Genomic DNA, 16,675 nt, shown 5'->3' with positions numbered 1-16,675 from the left:
AGGGTGGGTTAAGGCCGCAGGCCGTGCCCACCAGTGAACAGTAAACGTAGTACCCCGCGGCCAACGTTGGCCGCAGGCAAACGGATTAACGGGCAAGGCCCACGATAGAGAAAGCAAAGATGGCAAAGCGTACGGTCATGGTGATGGCAGCAGGCACGGGCGGACACATCGTCCCCGGCATCGCGGTGGCGCGCGAGCTGCAAAGCCGTGGCTGGGACGTGCTGTGGATCGGCACCGAGCGCGGCATGGAAAACAAACTAGTGCCGCCCACCGGCTTCCCGCTGGTGCGGCTGCCGTTCCACGGCGTGCGCGGCAAGGGGCTGTTCGGCTCGCTGAAGGGCGTGCTGCAACTGGGCGTGGCCTTCGTGCAGAGCCTGCAGCTGCTGTTCCGCCACCGCCCGGACGTGGTGCTGGGCATGGGCGGCTATGTCTGCCTACCCACCGGCCTAGCCGCCGCGCTGCTGTGGAAGCCGCTGGTGATGGTGAATGCCGATGCCGGCCTGCTGCTGAGCAACAAGGCGTTGCTGCCGTTTGCCGATCACCTGGCCTGCGGTTTCGACGGCGATGCCGCGCGGTTGAAGAAGGCGGTGGTGACCGGCAACCCGGTACGCGCCGAGATCGCCGACATGCCGGCACCGGCGCAGCGCTTCGCTGGCCGTACTGGCCCGCTGCGCGTGCTGGTGGTGGGCGGCAGCCTGGGTGCCAAGGTGCTGAACGACACCCTGCCACAGGCGCTGGCGGCGATGCCGGCGGCGGCGCGGCCGCTGCTGACGCATCAGACCGGCGAGAAGAATTTTACGGCGGTGGAGCAGGCATATGCCGCCGCCGGACTGAAGGTTGGCCGCGATGTGACGCTGCTGCCCTTCATCGACAATATGGCCGCGCTGCTGGCCGAGTGCGACGTGATCCTGTGCCGTGCCGGTGCAATCACTGTCAGCGAACTGTGTGCCGCCGGCGTGCCCAGCATCCTGGTGCCGCTGGTGGTGTCCACCACTTCGCACCAGCGCGACAACGCAGCATGGATGGCCGCCGGCGGCGCCGCCATCCATCTGCCGCAGCAGGAGATGAACCCGCAGCAACTGGCCGGTTTGCTGGCAGACCTCAGCCGGCCGCAGTTGCAGCAGATGGCAGAAAAAGCCCGCGCGCTGGCCAAGCCGGCGGCGGCGGCCCGCGTGGCCGACTTGTGCCAGGCACTGGCGGATAGCGAATAGGACAGGGCCCCGACGGGTCCCGAGCAAGAGAAGACACAATGAAACATCGAGTCAAACACATTCACTTTGTCGGCATCGGCGGCGTCGGCATGTGCGGCATCGCCGAGGTGCTGCTGAACCTGGGCTATACCGTGTCCGGTTCCGACATGGCCGACAACGCCGCTACCAAGCGCCTGACCGAGCAGGGGGCGCGCATCCACTTCGGCCATGACGCCACTTATATCCAGGGCGCCGACGTGGTGGTGACCTCCACCGCGGTGAAGGCGGACAACCCGGAGGTGATGGAAGCGCAGGCGCGCCATATCCCGGTGATTCCGCGCGCGATGATGCTGGCCGAGCTGATGCGCTTCAAGCAGGGCATCGCCATCGCCGGCACCCACGGCAAGACCACCACCACCAGCCTCTCCGCCTCGGTGCTGGGCGCGGCCAAGCTGGACCCGACTTTCGTGATCGGCGGCAAGCTCACCGCCGCCGGCACCAATGCCCGCCTGGGCAGCGGCGAATACCTGGTGGCCGAGGCCGACGAATCCGACGCCTCCTTCCTGCACCTGCAGCCGGTAATGGCGGTGATCACCAATATCGACGCCGACCACATGGACACCTACGACCACAGCTTCGACAAGCTGAAGCAGGCGTTCATCGACTTCATCCACCGCCTGCCGTTCTACGGCCGCGCCGTGCTGTGCGTGGACGACGAGCATGTACGCAGCATCGTGCCGGCGCTGAAAAAGCCGGTGACCACCTACGGCCTGGACGACAGCGCCGACATCTACGCCGAGAACGTGGTGGCCGATGCCGGCCGCATGCATTTCGACGTGGTGGTGAAAGGCGAGGGACTGCGCTTCCCGCTGACACTGAACATGCCGGGCCGCCACAACGTGCTGAACGCGCTGGCCGCCACCGCCATCGGCCTGGAGTGCGGTGCCGACGTGGCCGCCATCCAGCAGGGCCTGGCCGAGTTCGCCGGTGTCGGTCGTCGCTTCCAGCGCTACGGCGAGGTGCCGGCCAAGGACGGCGGCAGCTACACCCTGATCGACGATTACGGCCACCACCCGGTGGAAATGGCCGCCACCCTGGCCGCGGTGCGTGGTGCCTTCCCGGAAAAGCGCCTGGTGCTGGCGTTCCAGCCGCACCGTTACAGCCGCACCCGCGACCTGTTCGAGGATTTCGTCAAGGTGCTGTCCACCGTCGACGCGCTGCTGCTGGCCGAGGTGTACGCCGCTGGCGAGGCGCCGATCGTGGCCGCCGACGGCCGCGCGCTGGCGCGGGCGGTGCGGGTGGGGGGCAAGGTGGAGCCGCTGTTCGTCGAACAGATTACCGACATGCAGCAGACCATCAGCGACATGGCGCGCGACGGCGACGTGGTGATCACCATGGGCGCCGGTTCCATCGGCGGCATCCCGGCCAAGCTGGTGGCCGCCGTCAAGGCCTGACACAGACACAAGGTTGGCCGCATGCGCTACATGCGGCAGCAAGGAAGCAAGATGAAGCAGTTTGGCAAAGTGGCAGTAGTGATGGGCGGCAGCTCGGCAGAGCGCGAAGTGTCGCTGATGAGCGGCGGCGGCGTGCTGGCGGCGCTGCAGAGCAAAGGCGTGGATGCGCATGCCTTCGACCCGGCGGAAAAACCGTTGGCGGCGCTGCAGGCAGAGGGCTTTGCCCGCGTGTTCAACATCCTGCACGGCCCGTTCGGCGAGGATGGCACGCTGCAGGGTGCGCTGGAAGCGATGGGCATGCCGTACACCGGCTGCGGCGTGCTGGCGTCGGCGATCTGCATGGACAAGTGGCGCACCAAGCTGCTGTGGAAGGGCGCCGGCCTGCCGATTCCGGCTTTCGAGCTGCTGAACGACGACAGCGACTTCGCCGCCATCGAGCAGCAACTGGGGCTGCCGATCTTCGTCAAGCCGTCCACCGAGGGCTCCAGCATCGGTGTGACCAAGGTGAAGAATCCGGGTGGGCTGCAGGCCGCCTACGAGGAAGCACGTAAGTACGACAGCATCGTGATCGCCGAGCAGTTCATCGGCGGCGGCGAGTACACCTGTGCGGTGATCGACGACAAGGCCTACCCGACCATCAAGATCGAGCCGGCCACCGAGTTCTACGACTACCAGGCCAAGTATTTCCGCGACGACACCGTGTACCGCTGTCCGTCCGGGCTGGCGCCGGCGGTGGAGCAGCGGGCGCGCGAGCTGGCGCTGCAGGCGTTCCGCGTACTGGGTTGCCGTGGCTGGGCGCGGGTGGATTTCCTGATGGACGAGCAGGGCGGCATCTACCTGCTGGAAGTGAATACCAACCCGGGGATGACCAGCCACAGCCTAGTGCCGATGGCGGCGCGGGCAGAAGGCTTGTCGTACGAGGACCTGTGCGTGAAGGTGCTGGCGGCAGCTCATGTGGGATAACCATGCCGTACTGCGGGCGGTGGCCAACCTGCTGCTGACCGCGTCGTTATTGATGTTGCTGTATGCCGGGGGCTTCTGGCTGACACATGCGCCGCTGTTTCCGGTGAAGCGGATCCACATCAGTGGAGAAGTGAACAAGGTGACGCCGGTGCAGTTGAAGTACATCGCGCAGAACGAGCTGACCGGCACGTTCTTCACGCTGGACATCGACAAGACCCGCGGCGCGTTCGAGAAGCTGCCGTGGGTGCGTGAAGTGCAGGTGCGCCGCACCTGGCCGGACCGGCTGGACATCGCGGTCAGCGAGCATGTGGCGCTGGCGCGCTGGGGCGATTCGGGGCTGATCAGTACCGAGGCGCGCTGGTTCGATGCCGCCAGCGACCAGCCGCTGCCGGTGCTGTTCGGCCCGGCGGCGAGCGAGAAGGAAATGGTGAAGATGCTGCAGGCCGCCAGGCAGCAGCTGATGCCGGTGCGCCTGCAGCCGGCCCGACTGTGGTTGTCGGAGCGCGAGGCGTGGCGGATGGAACTGGATAACGGGATCACGCTGGAACTGGGACATGGTGCGGTGCTGGAGCGGCTGGCGCGCTTTGCGCTGCACTGGCCGAAGAGCCTGGCCACGCTGCCCTACCACATCACGTATGTGGATTTGCGTTACCCCAACGGATTCGCCGTGCGGATGCCCGATTACAAGGCGCCGGCGGTGGCAGGAAAGAAGCTTTGAGCTTGGAGCGACAGGTGAGCAAACCTAAGGAAAGCAAGAACATGCTGGTCGGCCTGGATATCGGCACCTCGAAGATCGTGGCGATCGTTGCCGAGGTGCTGGAAGAAGGCCAGATCAATATCGTCGGCATGGGCCAGGTGCCTTCGCGCGGCCTGAAACGCGGCATGGTGGTGAACATCGAATCCACCGTGCAGGCGATCCAGCGCGCGCTGGAAGAGGCCGAGCTGATGGCCGATTGCAAGATCAACGAGGTGTTTACCGGCATCGCCGGCAGCCACATCAAGAGCGTCAACTCGCACGGCATGGTGGCGATCAAGGACCGCGAAGTGACGCAGATGGATATCGACCGCGTGATCGAGACCGCGCGCGCGGTGTCGATTCCGCCGGATCACCAGGTGCTGCACATCCTGACCCAGGAATACAGCATCGACGGCCAGGAAGGCGTGCGCGAGCCGCTGGGCATGAGCGGCGTGCGGCTGGAGGCCAAGGTGCATATCGTCACCGGCGCGGTGTCCGCCGCGCAGAACGTGGCCAAGTGCGTGCGCCGTTGCGGGCTGGAAGTGTCCGACCTGGTGCTGCAGCCGATGGCGTCGGCTAACGCGGTGCTGTCGGAAGACGAGCGCGAATTGGGGGTGTGCCTGATCGACATCGGCGGTGGCACCACCGATATCGCGGTGTATGCCAACGGCGCCATCCGCCATACCGCGGTGATTCCGATTGCCGGCGACCAGATCACCAACGATATCGCCATGGCGCTGCGCACCCCGACCAAGGAAGCCGAGGACATCAAGATCCAGCACGGCGTGTCGCTGGTCGGCCTGGCCGATCCGTCGCAGATGATCGAGGTGCCGGGGGTGGGCGAACGCGGCCCGCGCCAGATGTCGCGCGCCACCCTGGCCGAAGTGATCGAGCCGCGGGTGGAGGAATTGTTCCAGCTGGTGCAGCAGGAGCTGCGCCGCAGCGGCTTCGAGGAAGTGTTGTCCTCGGGCATGGTATTGACCGGTGGTGCCAGCCTGATGCCGGGCATGGTGGAACTGGCCGAAGAAGTGTTCCACATGCCGGTGCGCATCGGCGTTCCGAAGTATGTGGGTGGCCTGTCGGAAGTGGTGAAGAACCCGCGCTTCTCGACCGGCGTGGGCTTGCTGCTGTACGGCAAGGACCAGATGCAGCCTCGTATCGGCCACAAGTCTGATGGCGCCGGTGTGGGGCAGATGTTCCAGAAGATGAAGGCGTGGTTCGCCGGCAACTTCTAAGCAGGTAAGCGATTCGTCCGTCAACAGCTCATCTTTTTACAGGAGAGGAAAAATGAGCGGCATGGTATTCGAAGTAATGCAAGAGACTGCCAACGCGGCAGTCATCAAGGTGATCGGTGTTGGTGGTGGCGGCTGCAACGCCATCGACAACATGATCGACAGCAAAGTGGCTGGTGTGGAATTCATCTGCGCCAACACCGATGCCCAGGCGCTGCAACGCAACAAGGCCGGCCTGAAACTGCAACTGGGCAACAACCTGACCCGTGGTCTGGGTGCCGGTGCCAACCCGGAGGTTGGCCGCAGCGCCGCGCTGGAAGACCGCGAGCGCATCGCCGAGATGCTGCGCGGTGCCAACATGGTGTTCGTTACCGCCGGGATGGGTGGTGGTACCGGTACCGGCGCCGCTCCGGTGGTGGCCGAGGTGGCCAAGGAACTGGGCATCCTCACCGTGGGAGTGGTGACTCGTCCGTTCGAGCATGAAGGCCGCCGCCTGCGCGTGGCCGGCGACGGTATCGACCTGCTGAAAAAGCATGTCGATTCGCTGATCGTGATCCCCAACGAGAAGCTGATGGCGGTGCTGGGTGAAGACGTCACCATGCGCGAAGCCTTCCGCGCCGCCGACGACGTGCTCAAGGGCGCGGTGGCCGGTATCTCGGAAGTGATCACCTGCCCGGGCCTGATCAACGTCGACTTTGCCGACGTGCGCGCGGTGATGGGTGAAATGGGTCTGGCAATGATGGGTTCCGCCTACGCTTCCGGCATCGACCGCGCCCGCGTGGCCGCCGAGCAGGCCGTGGCCAGCCCGCTGCTGGACAACATCACGCTGGAAGGTGCGCGTGGCGTGCTGGTGAACATCTCCACCGCGCCGGGCTGCCTGAAGATGAGCGAATACCGCGAGATCATGAGCATCATCCGTCAGTACGCCGACGACGATGCACAGGTGAAATTCGGTACCGCTGAAGTGGAAGACATGCCGGAAGACACCATCCGCGTGACGCTGATCGCCACCGGCCTGGGGCAGAAGCCGCAGTCCGGCCGTACCGAGCGCCCGGATTACATCAAGGTGCTGAAAACCGGTACCGACAATGTCGCCATGGAAGTGAACTTTGCCGATCTGGAAACCCCGGCGGTGATTCGCGGTGGCCGCGGCCGTCGCGCACCGATGTCGGCGGACTTCTCCGATCCGGAAGTAAGCGAGTCCTACGACATTCCGGCCTTCCTGCGCAAACAGGCGGACTGATAGTCCCGGCTTATTGAGCGCGGTGGATGAATCAATCAGGGCCGAAAATGGCCTGTGATAACATTGCCGCCATCAATCAAGTCAGGGATGTATTCATGATCCTGCAGCGCACGCTGAAACAGACGATCAGCGCAACCGGCGTTGGTTTGCACTCCGGCGAGCGGGTGAAACTCACCCTGCACCCGGCCGCGCCCGACACCGGCATCGTCTTTCGCCGCACCGACCTGCCCGCGCCGGTCGAGGTGGCGGCACAACCGTCGCTCGTGAACGACACGCGCCTCTCCTCGACGCTGGTGACAGACACCGGCGTGCGTGTCGGCACGATCGAGCATTTGATGTCGGCTTTTGCAGGGCTGGGCATCGATAACGTGGTTGTGGATGTAACGGCGGCAGAGATTCCCATCATGGATGGCTCTGCCGCACCGTTCATCTTTCTGTTGCAGACGGCTGGCATCGAGGAACAGGCCAGACCGAAGAAATTCATCCGGGTGAAACAGCCGGTGGAAGTGGTGGAAGGCGACAAGTGGGTGAAGCTCACCCCGCACGACGGTTTCAGCGTGGAGCTGTCGATCGAATTCAACCACCCGGCGTTCAACCGCGCACCGCAGACGGTGCACATCGACTTCGCCTCGCGCTCGTATATCGACGAGATCAGCCGCGCGCGCACCTTCGGCTTTATGCACGAAGTGGAATACATGCGCCAGCACGGCCTGGGCCGCGGCGGCAACCTCAACAACGCCATCGTGATCGACGACGAATACGTGCTCAACCCGGAGGGGCTGCGCTTTCCGGACGAGTTCGTGCGCCACAAGATCCTAGACGCCATCGGCGACCTGTACATCGTCGGCCATCCGCTGATCGCCGCCTTCAGCGGCTTCAAGTCCGGTCACGCGCTGAACAACAAGCTGCTGCGCGTGCTGCTGGATACGCCGGAGGCCTGGGAGTTCGTGTCCTTCTCGCAGCCGGAAGAGGTGCCGTCCAGCTTCCACCGCCTGCCGGAAGTGCTGTAAACAAGGTTGGCCGCAACAAAAAAGCCGCGAAGCAGTTCGCGGCTTTTTTGCTGGGTGGAGGTTGTTACAGCTTGCGTTCTTTTTCCAGCTGCGGCGTGCGGTCGAGATGCGCGGCCTTGTTCAGGTTACTGTGGATTTCCTCCAGCGTCGGCGGCGCCCAGCCCTTCGGGCACATGGCGTCGATCAGTTCGCGGCGCACCCAGTCATTGGCGGCTACGCCGCGCCAGCTGTTGTTCTGCGCCTCGATCCAGCGCTTGTTGACCGTATCGCCATAGGCGTAGCTGCGCAGCTGGCGCTTGATGCAGTAGAGTCCTTCGCGGCTGATGTTCTCGATACCGCTGCTGCTGAGCTGGCGCAGGGTGTAACGAATCACTTCGTCCTCGCCCAGCTGCATATCCGATATGTCGACAAATACCTTGGGGCGCACGCTGGCCGGCATCGGCAGCTCCAGCCATTGCGGCGTGCTGGCGTACGCCGGGACGGCCTGCGGTTTTTCCTGCCAGACAAAATCTTCCACATAAGGATTCAGCGGTATTTGACGCGGGCGGTTCTTGCCCGACAGGTCGGCATGCGCCAGGTTGGCTGCCAGCAGCAGGGCAAGGGCGAGGGGCAGCTGTTGCGAGAATTTGTTCAAGATAAGGTCCTGGGTTGTCCAATGCGCAGCTGGTAACGGCGGCGGCCTGTTTCTCGGCCGCCCATGCCCCAGCTGATCTCGGAAAAGCCGACGTCGCCACGGGCGTTGACGGTCAGCAGGGAAGAGGCTCGCGTACCGTAGTCACGGCCTACGATGAAAACAGGGGACAGCATTTTTTCCAGCGCCAGACCGACGCCGGTATTCGGCAGTTCCGCCACGTTGGCCGCAGTGGCGTCGCTGAGCCAGGGCAGTACCTCCGCTTCCTGCGGCGGGCGGCGCAGCGTGGCCAGCTGCGCGCGCAGGCGTTGGCTCTTGAACCACGGCGTGTCCATGTCAGCATTGGCCAGCACGTGGATGCCGGGGCTGACGCGGTTGAGCATGCCGCTGCGGCTGTTGAAGTGCAGCAGGTCGTTGCTGGGGCCGAACAGCAGGTTGAAGGCGCCGAACTCGTGGCGATGTTCGCGCAGCCAGGCGGCAAACGCCAGCGGCTCCTCGTCGCCGGTGACAAAGCGCTGTACCAGTTCGCCACGCGAGCGCGTGCCGCCTGGCGGGCGGCCATCGCGGATATGGGTAACCGCGGCCAACCTGCCGCGGGTATCGATCGCCAGCCAGCTGCCGCCGGCCTGCAGGTCGCGCCCGCCCAGCGTCTGCGGTGCATCCTGCCAGAACTCCAGCGCGGCGCTGGGACGGCGATAGTACTCGTCACGATTGGCGAGCAGCACCAGCGGGCCAAGGGCCGGTGTCTTGTAAGCCAGGGCAATCACGCACATGGTTGGGGCTTTGCGGGCAAGCTCATTTAAAATGACCGGTTTATTGTAGCGACTAAGCGTGCAGGGAGCGACTATGCAGCCAGATCAACAGCTGGACCTCTCCGGTCTGAATTGCCCATTACCGATTTTGCGCTCGAAAAAAGCGCTGGCCACCATGGACAGCGGCCAGGTGCTGTCGGTGCTGGCCACCGACCCGGGAGCACCCAAGGACTTCGAAGCGTTCTGCCGCCAGACCGGCAACCAGCTGCTGGAATCGTCGGTCACAGCAGAAGGCAAGTTCCTGCTGGTTGTCCGCCGCAAGTAAGGCTTGCGGCCAACGTATTACCGGATTCGCCCATTAGAAACTGAAAGGCCCGACATGAAACTCACCCTTACCCGCCCGGACGACTGGCACCTGCACCTGCGCGACGGCGTCGCCATGCAGGCGGTGCTGCCGGATACCTGCCGCCAGATGGGCCGCGCCATCGTGATGCCCAACCTCAAGCCGCCGGTGACCACCGTCGAGGCCGCCGCCGCCTACCGCGAGCGCATTCTGGCGGCGCGTCCGACCGGCAGCCAGTTCGAGCCGCTGATGACGCTGTACCTGACCGAAACCACCAGCGCCGAGGAAGTGCGCAAGGCCAAGGCCAGCGGTTTCGTGCACGGCATCAAGCTGTACCCGGCCGGCGCCACCACCAACTCCGACGCCGGCGTGCGCGACGTGGCCAATGCCATGACGGCGCTGGAAGCGATGGCGGAAGTGGGCATGCCGCTGCTGGTGCACGGCGAGGTGACCGATCCGAATGTGGACGTGTTCGACCGCGAGGCGGTGTTCATCGACACCGTGTTCGAGCCGCTGATGCAGCGCCTGCCGCAGCTGCGCGTGGTGTTCGAGCACATCACCACCCGCCAGGCCGCCGAGTATGTTGCCGCCGCCCCGGCCAACGTGGCGGCCACCATCACCGCCCACCATTTGCTGATGAACCGCAATGCGCTGTTCACCGGCGGCATCCGCCCGCATCACTACTGTCTGCCGGTGCTGAAGCGCGAACTGCACCGCGAAGCGCTGGTCAAGGCCGCCACCAGCGGCAGCGCCAAGTTCTTCCTCGGTACCGACAGTGCACCGCACGCGCGCCACGCCAAGGAAGCCGCCTGCGGCTGTGCCGGCATGTACACCGCCAATGCTGCCATCGAGCTGTATGCCGAAGCCTTCGAACAGGCCGGCGCGCTGGACAAGCTGGAGGCCTTCGCCAGTTTCAACGGCCCGGCATTTTATGGCCTGCCACGCAATGCCGATACCATCACTTTGCTGAAAGAAAGCTGGCAGGTTCCGAGCGCGCTCACCTATGGTGAAGAGGAACTGGTACCGCTGCGCGCCGGCGAGCATGTGCACTGGCGATGCCTGCCATGAGCCTGACTCATGGCTTGGCATGAAATTAGTGTTTCTACAACATTTCTATGAAAGAAATGCTACGCCTAGATGGGGGTTTAGCGCGGAAAGCGGTTTTTCACTCTTGTAGCAGCTATGTCTGCTGTGCATAATGGCCTCGCCTTTGCGTACTGTATCCACACAGTTTGTTTTTCAGAACGACCTGCACGCCGCAGGTCGTTTCTTGTTCAAGGAGAGCAGGAGAATATGAAAAAAGCGATGACTATCAGCGTAGTAGCCGCTTCCGTTGCCCTGGCCCTGGCCGCCCCGAGCGCCCTGGCCGCCAAGGTGCCGGCTGGTGTCCAACTGGCCGCCAAGCAGGAACTGACCCGTAACAACGGTTCCGAAGCCGAATCCCTCGACCCGGCGCTGGCCGAGTCCGTTGGTGCCAACAACATTGCCCGCGACCTGTTCGAAGGTCTGACCGCGACCGACGCCGACGGCAAGGTCGTACCGGGCGTGGCCGAGTCCTGGAAACAGACCGACCCGACCACCTGGGTATTCAAGCTGCGCAAGAACGCCAAATGGTCCGACGGCAGCAATGTGACCGCTGATGACTTCGTTTACGGTATCCGCCGCTTCCTGGATCCGAAAACTGCCTCTCCTTATGCCACCACCTACGGCATTTTCCTGGTTAACGGCCAGGAAGCCGCCGAAGGCAAGAAACCGCTGATCGACGTGGGCGTGAAAGCGGTCGACAAGTACACCCTGGAAATCAAGACCCCGTACCCGGTAGCCTTCATGCCGGAACTGGTGTCCAACACCCAGCTGGGCCCGGCGCCGAAGCAGGCGATCGACAAGTTCGGCAAGGACTGGACCAAGCCGGGCAAGTTCGTCGGCAACGGTGCCTTCGTGCTGAAAGACTGGATGGTGAACAGCAAGCTGATCATCGAGAAAAGCGGCAACTACTGGGACAAGGCCAACGTACAGTTGACCAAGGTGACCTACCTGCCGATCGAAGACGGTTTTGCCGACGTGAAACTGTTCCAGTCCGGCGAAAACGACTGGGTATACCAGCTGCCCCCGGGCACCTATGAGAAGTACAAGGCCGAGCTGCCGAAAGACATCCGCAACGCGCCGATGCTGGGCCTGCGTTACTACGGTCTGAACGCCAAAGACCCGATGATGAAGGACATCCGCGTGCGCAAGGCACTGTCGATGGTCATCGACCGCGACATCCTGTCCGCCAAGATCACCGCTGACGGCCAGGTACCGGCTTACAGCGTGGTGGTGCGCGGCACTGCCGGCGCCGACGTGACCAGCTACGACTGGGCGAAATGGCCGATGGCCCAGCGCGTGGCCGAAGCCAAGAAGCTGCTGGCCGCTGCTGGCGTGCAGCCGGGCGCCAAGATCAAGTTCACCTACAACACCAGTGAATACCACAAGAAGATGGCGATCTTCGCCGCTTCCGAATGGAAGTCCAAGCTCGGCCTGAACACCGACATGGAAAACATGGAGTTCAAGGTGCTGCTGAAGAAGCGTCACGACGGCGACTACCAGATTGCCCGTAACGGCTGGGTAGCCGACTACAACGACGCCACCACCTTCCTGGCGCTGGTGCAGTGTGGCAACGACCAGAACGACAACGGCAACTGCAACCCGAAGGCAGAAGAACTGATCAAGCAGGGTAACCAGAGCAAGGACGCGGCCAAGCGCAAGCAGCTGCTGACCCAGGCTACCAAGATGATCATGGACGACTACCCGATGATCCCGCTGTTGCAGTACACCGTACCGCGTCTGGTGAAGTCCTACGTTGGTGGCTACTCCACCAAGAACCCGATGGACCGCTACCGCAACAAGGACCTGTACATCATCAAGCACTAAGTGCCTGATGGTAGGCGGGGAGGCCGCGCCTCCCCGTTGTCCAAGGCCGGGCCCCGTATCGCGGGCGCCCGGCTTATAGTTGTTACAAGTGCTGTCGGCGTGTCTGGTACCGGCTGCTCCCACAAGGCGCAGGCGGGTGCAGGGTTTCCTGCTGCACTCTCCCGACCGGGCACTCACCCTCCCGACTTGGAGTATTCCCCCTATGTGGTCTTACGCTTTTCGCCGCGTATTGATGACGATTCCCACATTGCTGCTCGTCATCACCGTCTGTTACCTGATGCTGCACGCTACCCCCGGTGGCCCGTTCGATACCGAACGCAAGATTTCCGCCGCGGTGCTGGCCAACCTGCAGGCCAAATACCATCTGGACCTGCCGCTGTGGCAACAATACCTCTATTACCTGAAGAGCCTGCTGCAGGGTGACCTGGGCGCCTCTTTCCGCTACGCCGACTGGAGCGTGAACGACCTGGTGGCCAATGCGCTGCCGGTATCGCTGGCCATCGGCGGCGGCTCGCTGCTGCTGTCGGTGTTCATCGGCGTCGGCCTCGGCATCATCGCCGCGCTGCGCCAGAACAGCATGGTCGACTACCTGGTGATGCTGATCGGCAACCTGGGCAGCGCCTTCCCGTCCTTCATCATCGGCCCGGTGCTGATCATGGTCTTCGCCATCTGGTTCCCGCTGCTGCCGGCCGGCGGCTGGAACGATTTCCAGCTCAGCTACATGGTGCTGCCGATGGCGCTGCTCACCTTCATCAACGTGTCCACCATCGGCCGCGTGATGCGCGGCAGCCTGATCGAAGTGCTGAACTCCAACTTCATCCGCACCGCCAAGGCCAAGGGCCTGCCGCTGCGCACCATCGTGTTCCGCCACTCGCTGAAACCGGCGCTGATGCCGGTGGTGTCGGTACTGGGGCCGCTGGCGATCTCCTCCATCACCGCCGCGGTGGTGACCGAGTCGGTGTTCTCGCTGCCGGGCCTGGGCAAGCTGATCGTCAATGGCGCCTCCAACCGCGACTACACCCTGGTGCTGGGGCTGGTGGTACTGGTCACCGTGGTGGCCGTGGTACTCAACCTGCTGGTCGATCTGGCGTATGCGCTGCTTGACCCGAAAATCCGCTACTGAGCGTCGCAAGGAAACCGAACATGTTGAGAAGTAAACAGAAAGCCGCGGCCGAGGCCATTGCGGCCAACGTTGGCGTGGTAGCGGTCGACGGCCGCAGCCCGTGGCGCGACGCGCGCGAGCGCTTTTTCCGCAACAAGGCCGCCGTGCTCAGCCTGGTGATCCTCACCCTGATCACCCTGGCCTGTATCTTCGGCCCGATGCTGCTGCAGCACAGCTATGAAGACACCGACTGGGAGGCGATGAGCCTGGCGCCCACCCTGCTTAACGGCCACTACTTCGGTACCGACGAGCTGGGCCGCGACCTCTTGGTGCGCTGCCTGATCGGCGGCCGCATCTCGCTGATGGTGGGCCTGCTGGCCACCATCGCCTCGGTGACCATCGGCATCGTCTGGGGCGCCACCGCCGGCTTCCTCGGCGGCAAGGTGGACACCGTGATGATGCGCATCGTCGACATGATGTACGCGGTGCCCTACCTGCTGATCGCCATCCTGATGGTGACCCTGCTGGGCCGCGAGTTCTACCTGGTGGTGCTGACCATCACCGTGTTCTCGTGGATGGACATGGCACGGGTGGTGCGCGGCCAGACGCTGTCGATCAAGTCCAAGGAATACATCGAGGCGGCGCGCGCCATCGGCGTGTCCACCAGCAGCATCATCTTCCGTCACGTGGTGCCGAACCTGCTGGGCATTGTGGTGATCTATACCACTGTGACCGTGCCGGGCGTGATCCTGACCGAATCGGTGCTGTCCTTCCTCGGCCTGGGGGTACAGGAGCCGATGACCAGCTGGGGCGTGCTGATCGAAGACGGCACCGGGGTGATGGAAACCACACCGTGGATCCTGCTGTTCCCGGCCGCCCTGCTGTCGGTCACCCTGTACTGCGCCAACTATATCGGCGACGGCATGCGCGACGCGCTGGACCCGAAGGATCGTTGAGGACTACACCATGAGCCTGTTGCAAGTGAAAAACCTGGGGGTACAGTTCCAGACCCCCGATGGCTACGTGTATGCCGTCAACGGAGTGAACTTCGAGCTGGAAAAAGGACAGACCCTGGGCATCGTCGGCGAATCCGGCTCCGGCAAGAGCCAGAGCGTGCTGGCGATGATGGGCTTGCTGGCCAAGAACGGCAAAGCCACCGGCGAAGCGCTGTACAACGGCCAGAACCTGCTGACCATGAGCCCAAAGCAGCTCAACGGCATCCGCGGCGACCGCGTGTCGATGATCTTCCAGGATCCGATGACCTCGCTGAACCCCTACCTGACGGTAGAGCGCCAGATGACCGAGGTGCTGCAGCTGCACAAGAACATGACTCGCCGCGAAGCCAAGAAGCGCGCCATCGAGCTGTTGGAAGCGGTGCGCATCCCGGAAGCGGCACGCCGCATCGACATGTACCCGCACGAGTTCTCCGGCGGCATGCGCCAGCGCGTGATGATCGCCATGGCGCTGCTGTGCGAGCCGGAAGTGCTGATCGCCGACGAACCGACCACCGCGCTGGACGTGACCGTGCAGGCGCAGATCCTTAGCCTGCTGAAGGACCTGCAGCGCGACTTCGGCACCGCCATCGTGATGATTACCCATGACCTGGGCGTGGTGGCTGGCCTGTGCGAAAAAGTGATGGTGATGTACGGCGGCCGCGTGATGGAATACGGCCAGTCCGACGACATCTTCTACCGCCCGACCCACCCGTACACCATCGGCCTGCTGGGCGCGCTGCCGCGCCTGGACCACGACGGCGACACCCTGATCAGCATCCCGGGCAACCCGCCGAACATGGCGCACATGCCCAAGGGCTGTCCGTTCTCCGAACGCTGCGCCCATGCCACTGCGCATTGCGTGGAGGTGCTGCCGACGCTGGAAGCCGCCGGTAACCAAACATCCGTGCTGCGTGCCTGTCACAAGCCGGTCGCTGAACTGCAGATCATCAAGGAGAAGGCGCATGTCTGAACGCCAGCCCATCCTGTCGGTCCGCGACGTCAAGGTGCACTTCCAGGTGAAGAGCAACAACGCCTGGCCGTGGACCCCGAAGAAAACCCTGAAAGCGGTCGATGGCGTCAGCTTCGACCTGTACGCCGGTGAAACCCTGGGCGTGGTCGGCGAATCCGGCTGCGGCAAATCCACCCTGGCCCGCGCCATCCTCAACCTGCACCCGGCCAAGTCCGGCGAAATCGTGTGGATGGGCAAGGACCTGACCAAGGGCAGCGAGAAGGACTGGCTGGCGGTGCGCAAGGACATCCAGATGATCTTCCAGGATCCGCTGGCGTCGCTGAACCCGCGCATGAACATCGGCCAGATCATCGGCGAGCCGCTGCGCGTGCACCGGCCGGAGCTGTCCGCCGCCGAGGTGGACAAGCGCGTGCGCGCCATGATGGGCAAGGTCGGCCTGCGCGAGCAGATGATCAACCGCTACCCGCACGAGTTCTCCGGCGGCCAGTGCCAGCGTATCGGCATCGCCCGCGCGCTGATCCTGGAACCGAAGCTGATCATCTGCGACGAGCCGGTATCGGCGCTGGACGTGTCGATCCAGGCGCAGATCATCAACCTGCTGAAAGAGCTGCAGCGCGAGATGGGCCTGGCGTTGATCTTCATTGCCCACGACCTGGCGGTGGTGAAGCACATCTCCGACCGCATCCTGGTGATGTACCTGGGCCGTGAGATGGAGCTGGCGGAGAAGCACGCGCTGTACGACGCCCCGAGCCACCCGTACACCCGTGCGCTGCTGTCGGCGATTCCGATTCCGGACCCGAAGCTGGAGAAGAACAAGCAGATCCAGATCCTGCAGGGCGATCTGCCCAGCCCGATGAACCCGCCGTCCGGCTGCGTGTTCCGCACCCGCTGCCCGCTGGCACAGGAACGTTGCGGCAAGGAAGAGATCGTGCTGCACGCGGTGAGCGACAAGTCGCAATCGTCCTGCCTGCTGGTGTAAACGCTACAAGGTTGGCCGCACAGCCGGCCCGGCATGCAAAACCCCGCTACGGCGGGGTTTTTTCATGGTACCGGCAAGGGGAGGGGGCTGAGCAAGCCAGTGCACCGTGGTCGGACGTTACGCAGCCAGGTCCACATTGCTAGTCGGCTGCAGCGTGCCGGCGAC

16 protein-coding genes are annotated in these 16,675 nt (G+C 63.9%); 14 read left to right on the top strand and 2 right to left on the bottom strand.

The annotated features are described in order from the left end of the window. The first annotated feature begins 119 nt into the window (after nt 1-119). From murG to lpxC, 7 genes are all read left to right on the top strand, one after another. Nucleotides 120-1,211 (top strand): undecaprenyldiphospho-muramoylpentapeptide beta-N-acetylglucosaminyltransferase, encoded by a 1,092-nt coding sequence (gene murG, locus ACFOLG_RS10715; protein WP_386091571.1) that lies wholly within the window; start codon nt 120-122, stop codon nt 1,209-1,211. Between the two features lie 38 nt (nt 1,212-1,249). Beyond that, entirely contained in the window at nt 1,250-2,644 is a 1,395-nt protein-coding gene (gene murC / locus ACFOLG_RS10710) for a UDP-N-acetylmuramate--L-alanine ligase (protein WP_386091569.1), read from the top strand. A 51-nt stretch (nt 2,645-2,695) separates the two neighbouring features. After that, nucleotides 2,696-3,607, top strand: a complete 912-nt coding sequence (locus tag ACFOLG_RS10705) for a D-alanine--D-alanine ligase (protein ID WP_386091567.1) — start codon at nt 2,696-2,698, stop codon at nt 3,605-3,607. 19 nt (nt 3,608-3,626) lie between these two features. Next, on the top strand, nt 3,627-4,325 hold the full coding sequence (locus ACFOLG_RS10700) for a cell division protein FtsQ/DivIB (protein WP_386091565.1): 699 nt from the start codon (nt 3,627-3,629) through the stop codon (nt 4,323-4,325). 14 nt (nt 4,326-4,339) lie between these two features. Continuing rightward, nucleotides 4,340-5,578, top strand: coding sequence for a cell division protein FtsA (gene ftsA, locus ACFOLG_RS10695; RefSeq protein ID WP_449369285.1), 1,239 nt, complete (start codon nt 4,340-4,342; stop codon nt 5,576-5,578). Between the two features lie 52 nt (nt 5,579-5,630). After that, entirely contained in the window at nt 5,631-6,818 is a 1,188-nt protein-coding gene (ftsZ, locus tag ACFOLG_RS10690) for a cell division protein FtsZ (RefSeq protein WP_386091563.1), read from the top strand. 98 nt (nt 6,819-6,916) lie between these two features. After that, nucleotides 6,917-7,828 carry a UDP-3-O-acyl-N-acetylglucosamine deacetylase gene (gene lpxC, locus ACFOLG_RS10685; protein WP_386091755.1) on the top strand — a complete coding sequence of 304 codons (912 nt, stop codon included), beginning with the start codon at nt 6,917-6,919 and terminating at the stop codon, nt 7,826-7,828. A gap of 64 nt (nt 7,829-7,892) precedes the next feature. Here lpxC and ACFOLG_RS10680 read toward each other — a convergent pair whose 3' ends face one another. Both ACFOLG_RS10680 and ACFOLG_RS10675 read right to left on the bottom strand, forming a co-directional pair. Beyond that, a complete protein-coding gene (locus ACFOLG_RS10680; RefSeq protein WP_386091561.1) occupies nt 7,893-8,462 on the bottom strand; it encodes a CNP1-like family protein in 570 nt (189 codons plus the stop codon). Beyond that, nucleotides 8,459-9,232: an NRDE family protein gene (locus tag ACFOLG_RS10675; protein ID WP_386091560.1), complete on the bottom strand. Its 774-nt coding sequence runs from the start codon at nt 9,230-9,232 to the stop codon at nt 8,459-8,461. Before ACFOLG_RS10675 ends, ACFOLG_RS10680 begins: the two co-directional genes overlap by 4 nt. Before the next feature lie 73 nt (nt 9,233-9,305). Between ACFOLG_RS10675 and ACFOLG_RS10670 the strand changes: the two genes are divergently transcribed. The 7 genes from ACFOLG_RS10670 to oppF all read left to right on the top strand — a co-directional run bounded on the left by ACFOLG_RS10670 (nt 9,306) and on the right by oppF (nt 16,510). Beyond that, nucleotides 9,306-9,536 (top strand): sulfurtransferase TusA family protein, encoded by a 231-nt coding sequence (locus ACFOLG_RS10670; protein ID WP_386091558.1) that lies wholly within the window; start codon nt 9,306-9,308, stop codon nt 9,534-9,536. A 54-nt stretch (nt 9,537-9,590) separates the two neighbouring features. After that, entirely contained in the window at nt 9,591-10,622 is a 1,032-nt protein-coding gene (gene pyrC / locus ACFOLG_RS10665; protein WP_386091556.1) for a dihydroorotase, read from the top strand. A 237-nt stretch (nt 10,623-10,859) separates the two neighbouring features. Continuing rightward, nucleotides 10,860-12,464 carry a peptide ABC transporter substrate-binding protein gene (locus tag ACFOLG_RS10660; protein WP_386091554.1) on the top strand — a complete coding sequence of 535 codons (1,605 nt, stop codon included), beginning with the start codon at nt 10,860-10,862 and terminating at the stop codon, nt 12,462-12,464. A gap of 202 nt (nt 12,465-12,666) precedes the next feature. Further along, nucleotides 12,667-13,587 (top strand): oligopeptide ABC transporter permease OppB, encoded by a 921-nt coding sequence (gene oppB, locus ACFOLG_RS10655; RefSeq protein WP_386091553.1) that lies wholly within the window; start codon nt 12,667-12,669, stop codon nt 13,585-13,587. A gap of 20 nt (nt 13,588-13,607) precedes the next feature. Further along, nucleotides 13,608-14,522: an ABC transporter permease subunit gene (locus ACFOLG_RS10650; protein WP_386091551.1), complete on the top strand. Its 915-nt coding sequence runs from the start codon at nt 13,608-13,610 to the stop codon at nt 14,520-14,522. Between the two features lie 10 nt (nt 14,523-14,532). After that, entirely contained in the window at nt 14,533-15,531 is a 999-nt protein-coding gene (locus ACFOLG_RS10645) for an oligopeptide/dipeptide ABC transporter ATP-binding protein (RefSeq protein ID WP_386091549.1), read from the top strand. Beyond that, nucleotides 15,524-16,510 (top strand): murein tripeptide/oligopeptide ABC transporter ATP binding protein OppF, encoded by a 987-nt coding sequence (gene oppF / locus ACFOLG_RS10640; protein ID WP_386091547.1) that lies wholly within the window; start codon nt 15,524-15,526, stop codon nt 16,508-16,510. Before ACFOLG_RS10645 ends, oppF begins: the two co-directional genes overlap by 8 nt. The last annotated feature ends 165 nt before the right edge of the window (nt 16,511-16,675 follow it).

It is taken from the genome of Vogesella facilis (assembly GCF_042648525.1).
Lineage (GTDB): Bacteria > Pseudomonadota > Gammaproteobacteria > Burkholderiales > Chromobacteriaceae > Vogesella > Vogesella facilis.
Note: the sequence above shows the minus strand (reverse complement) of the source record. Positions and strands in the feature narration are given on the sequence as shown.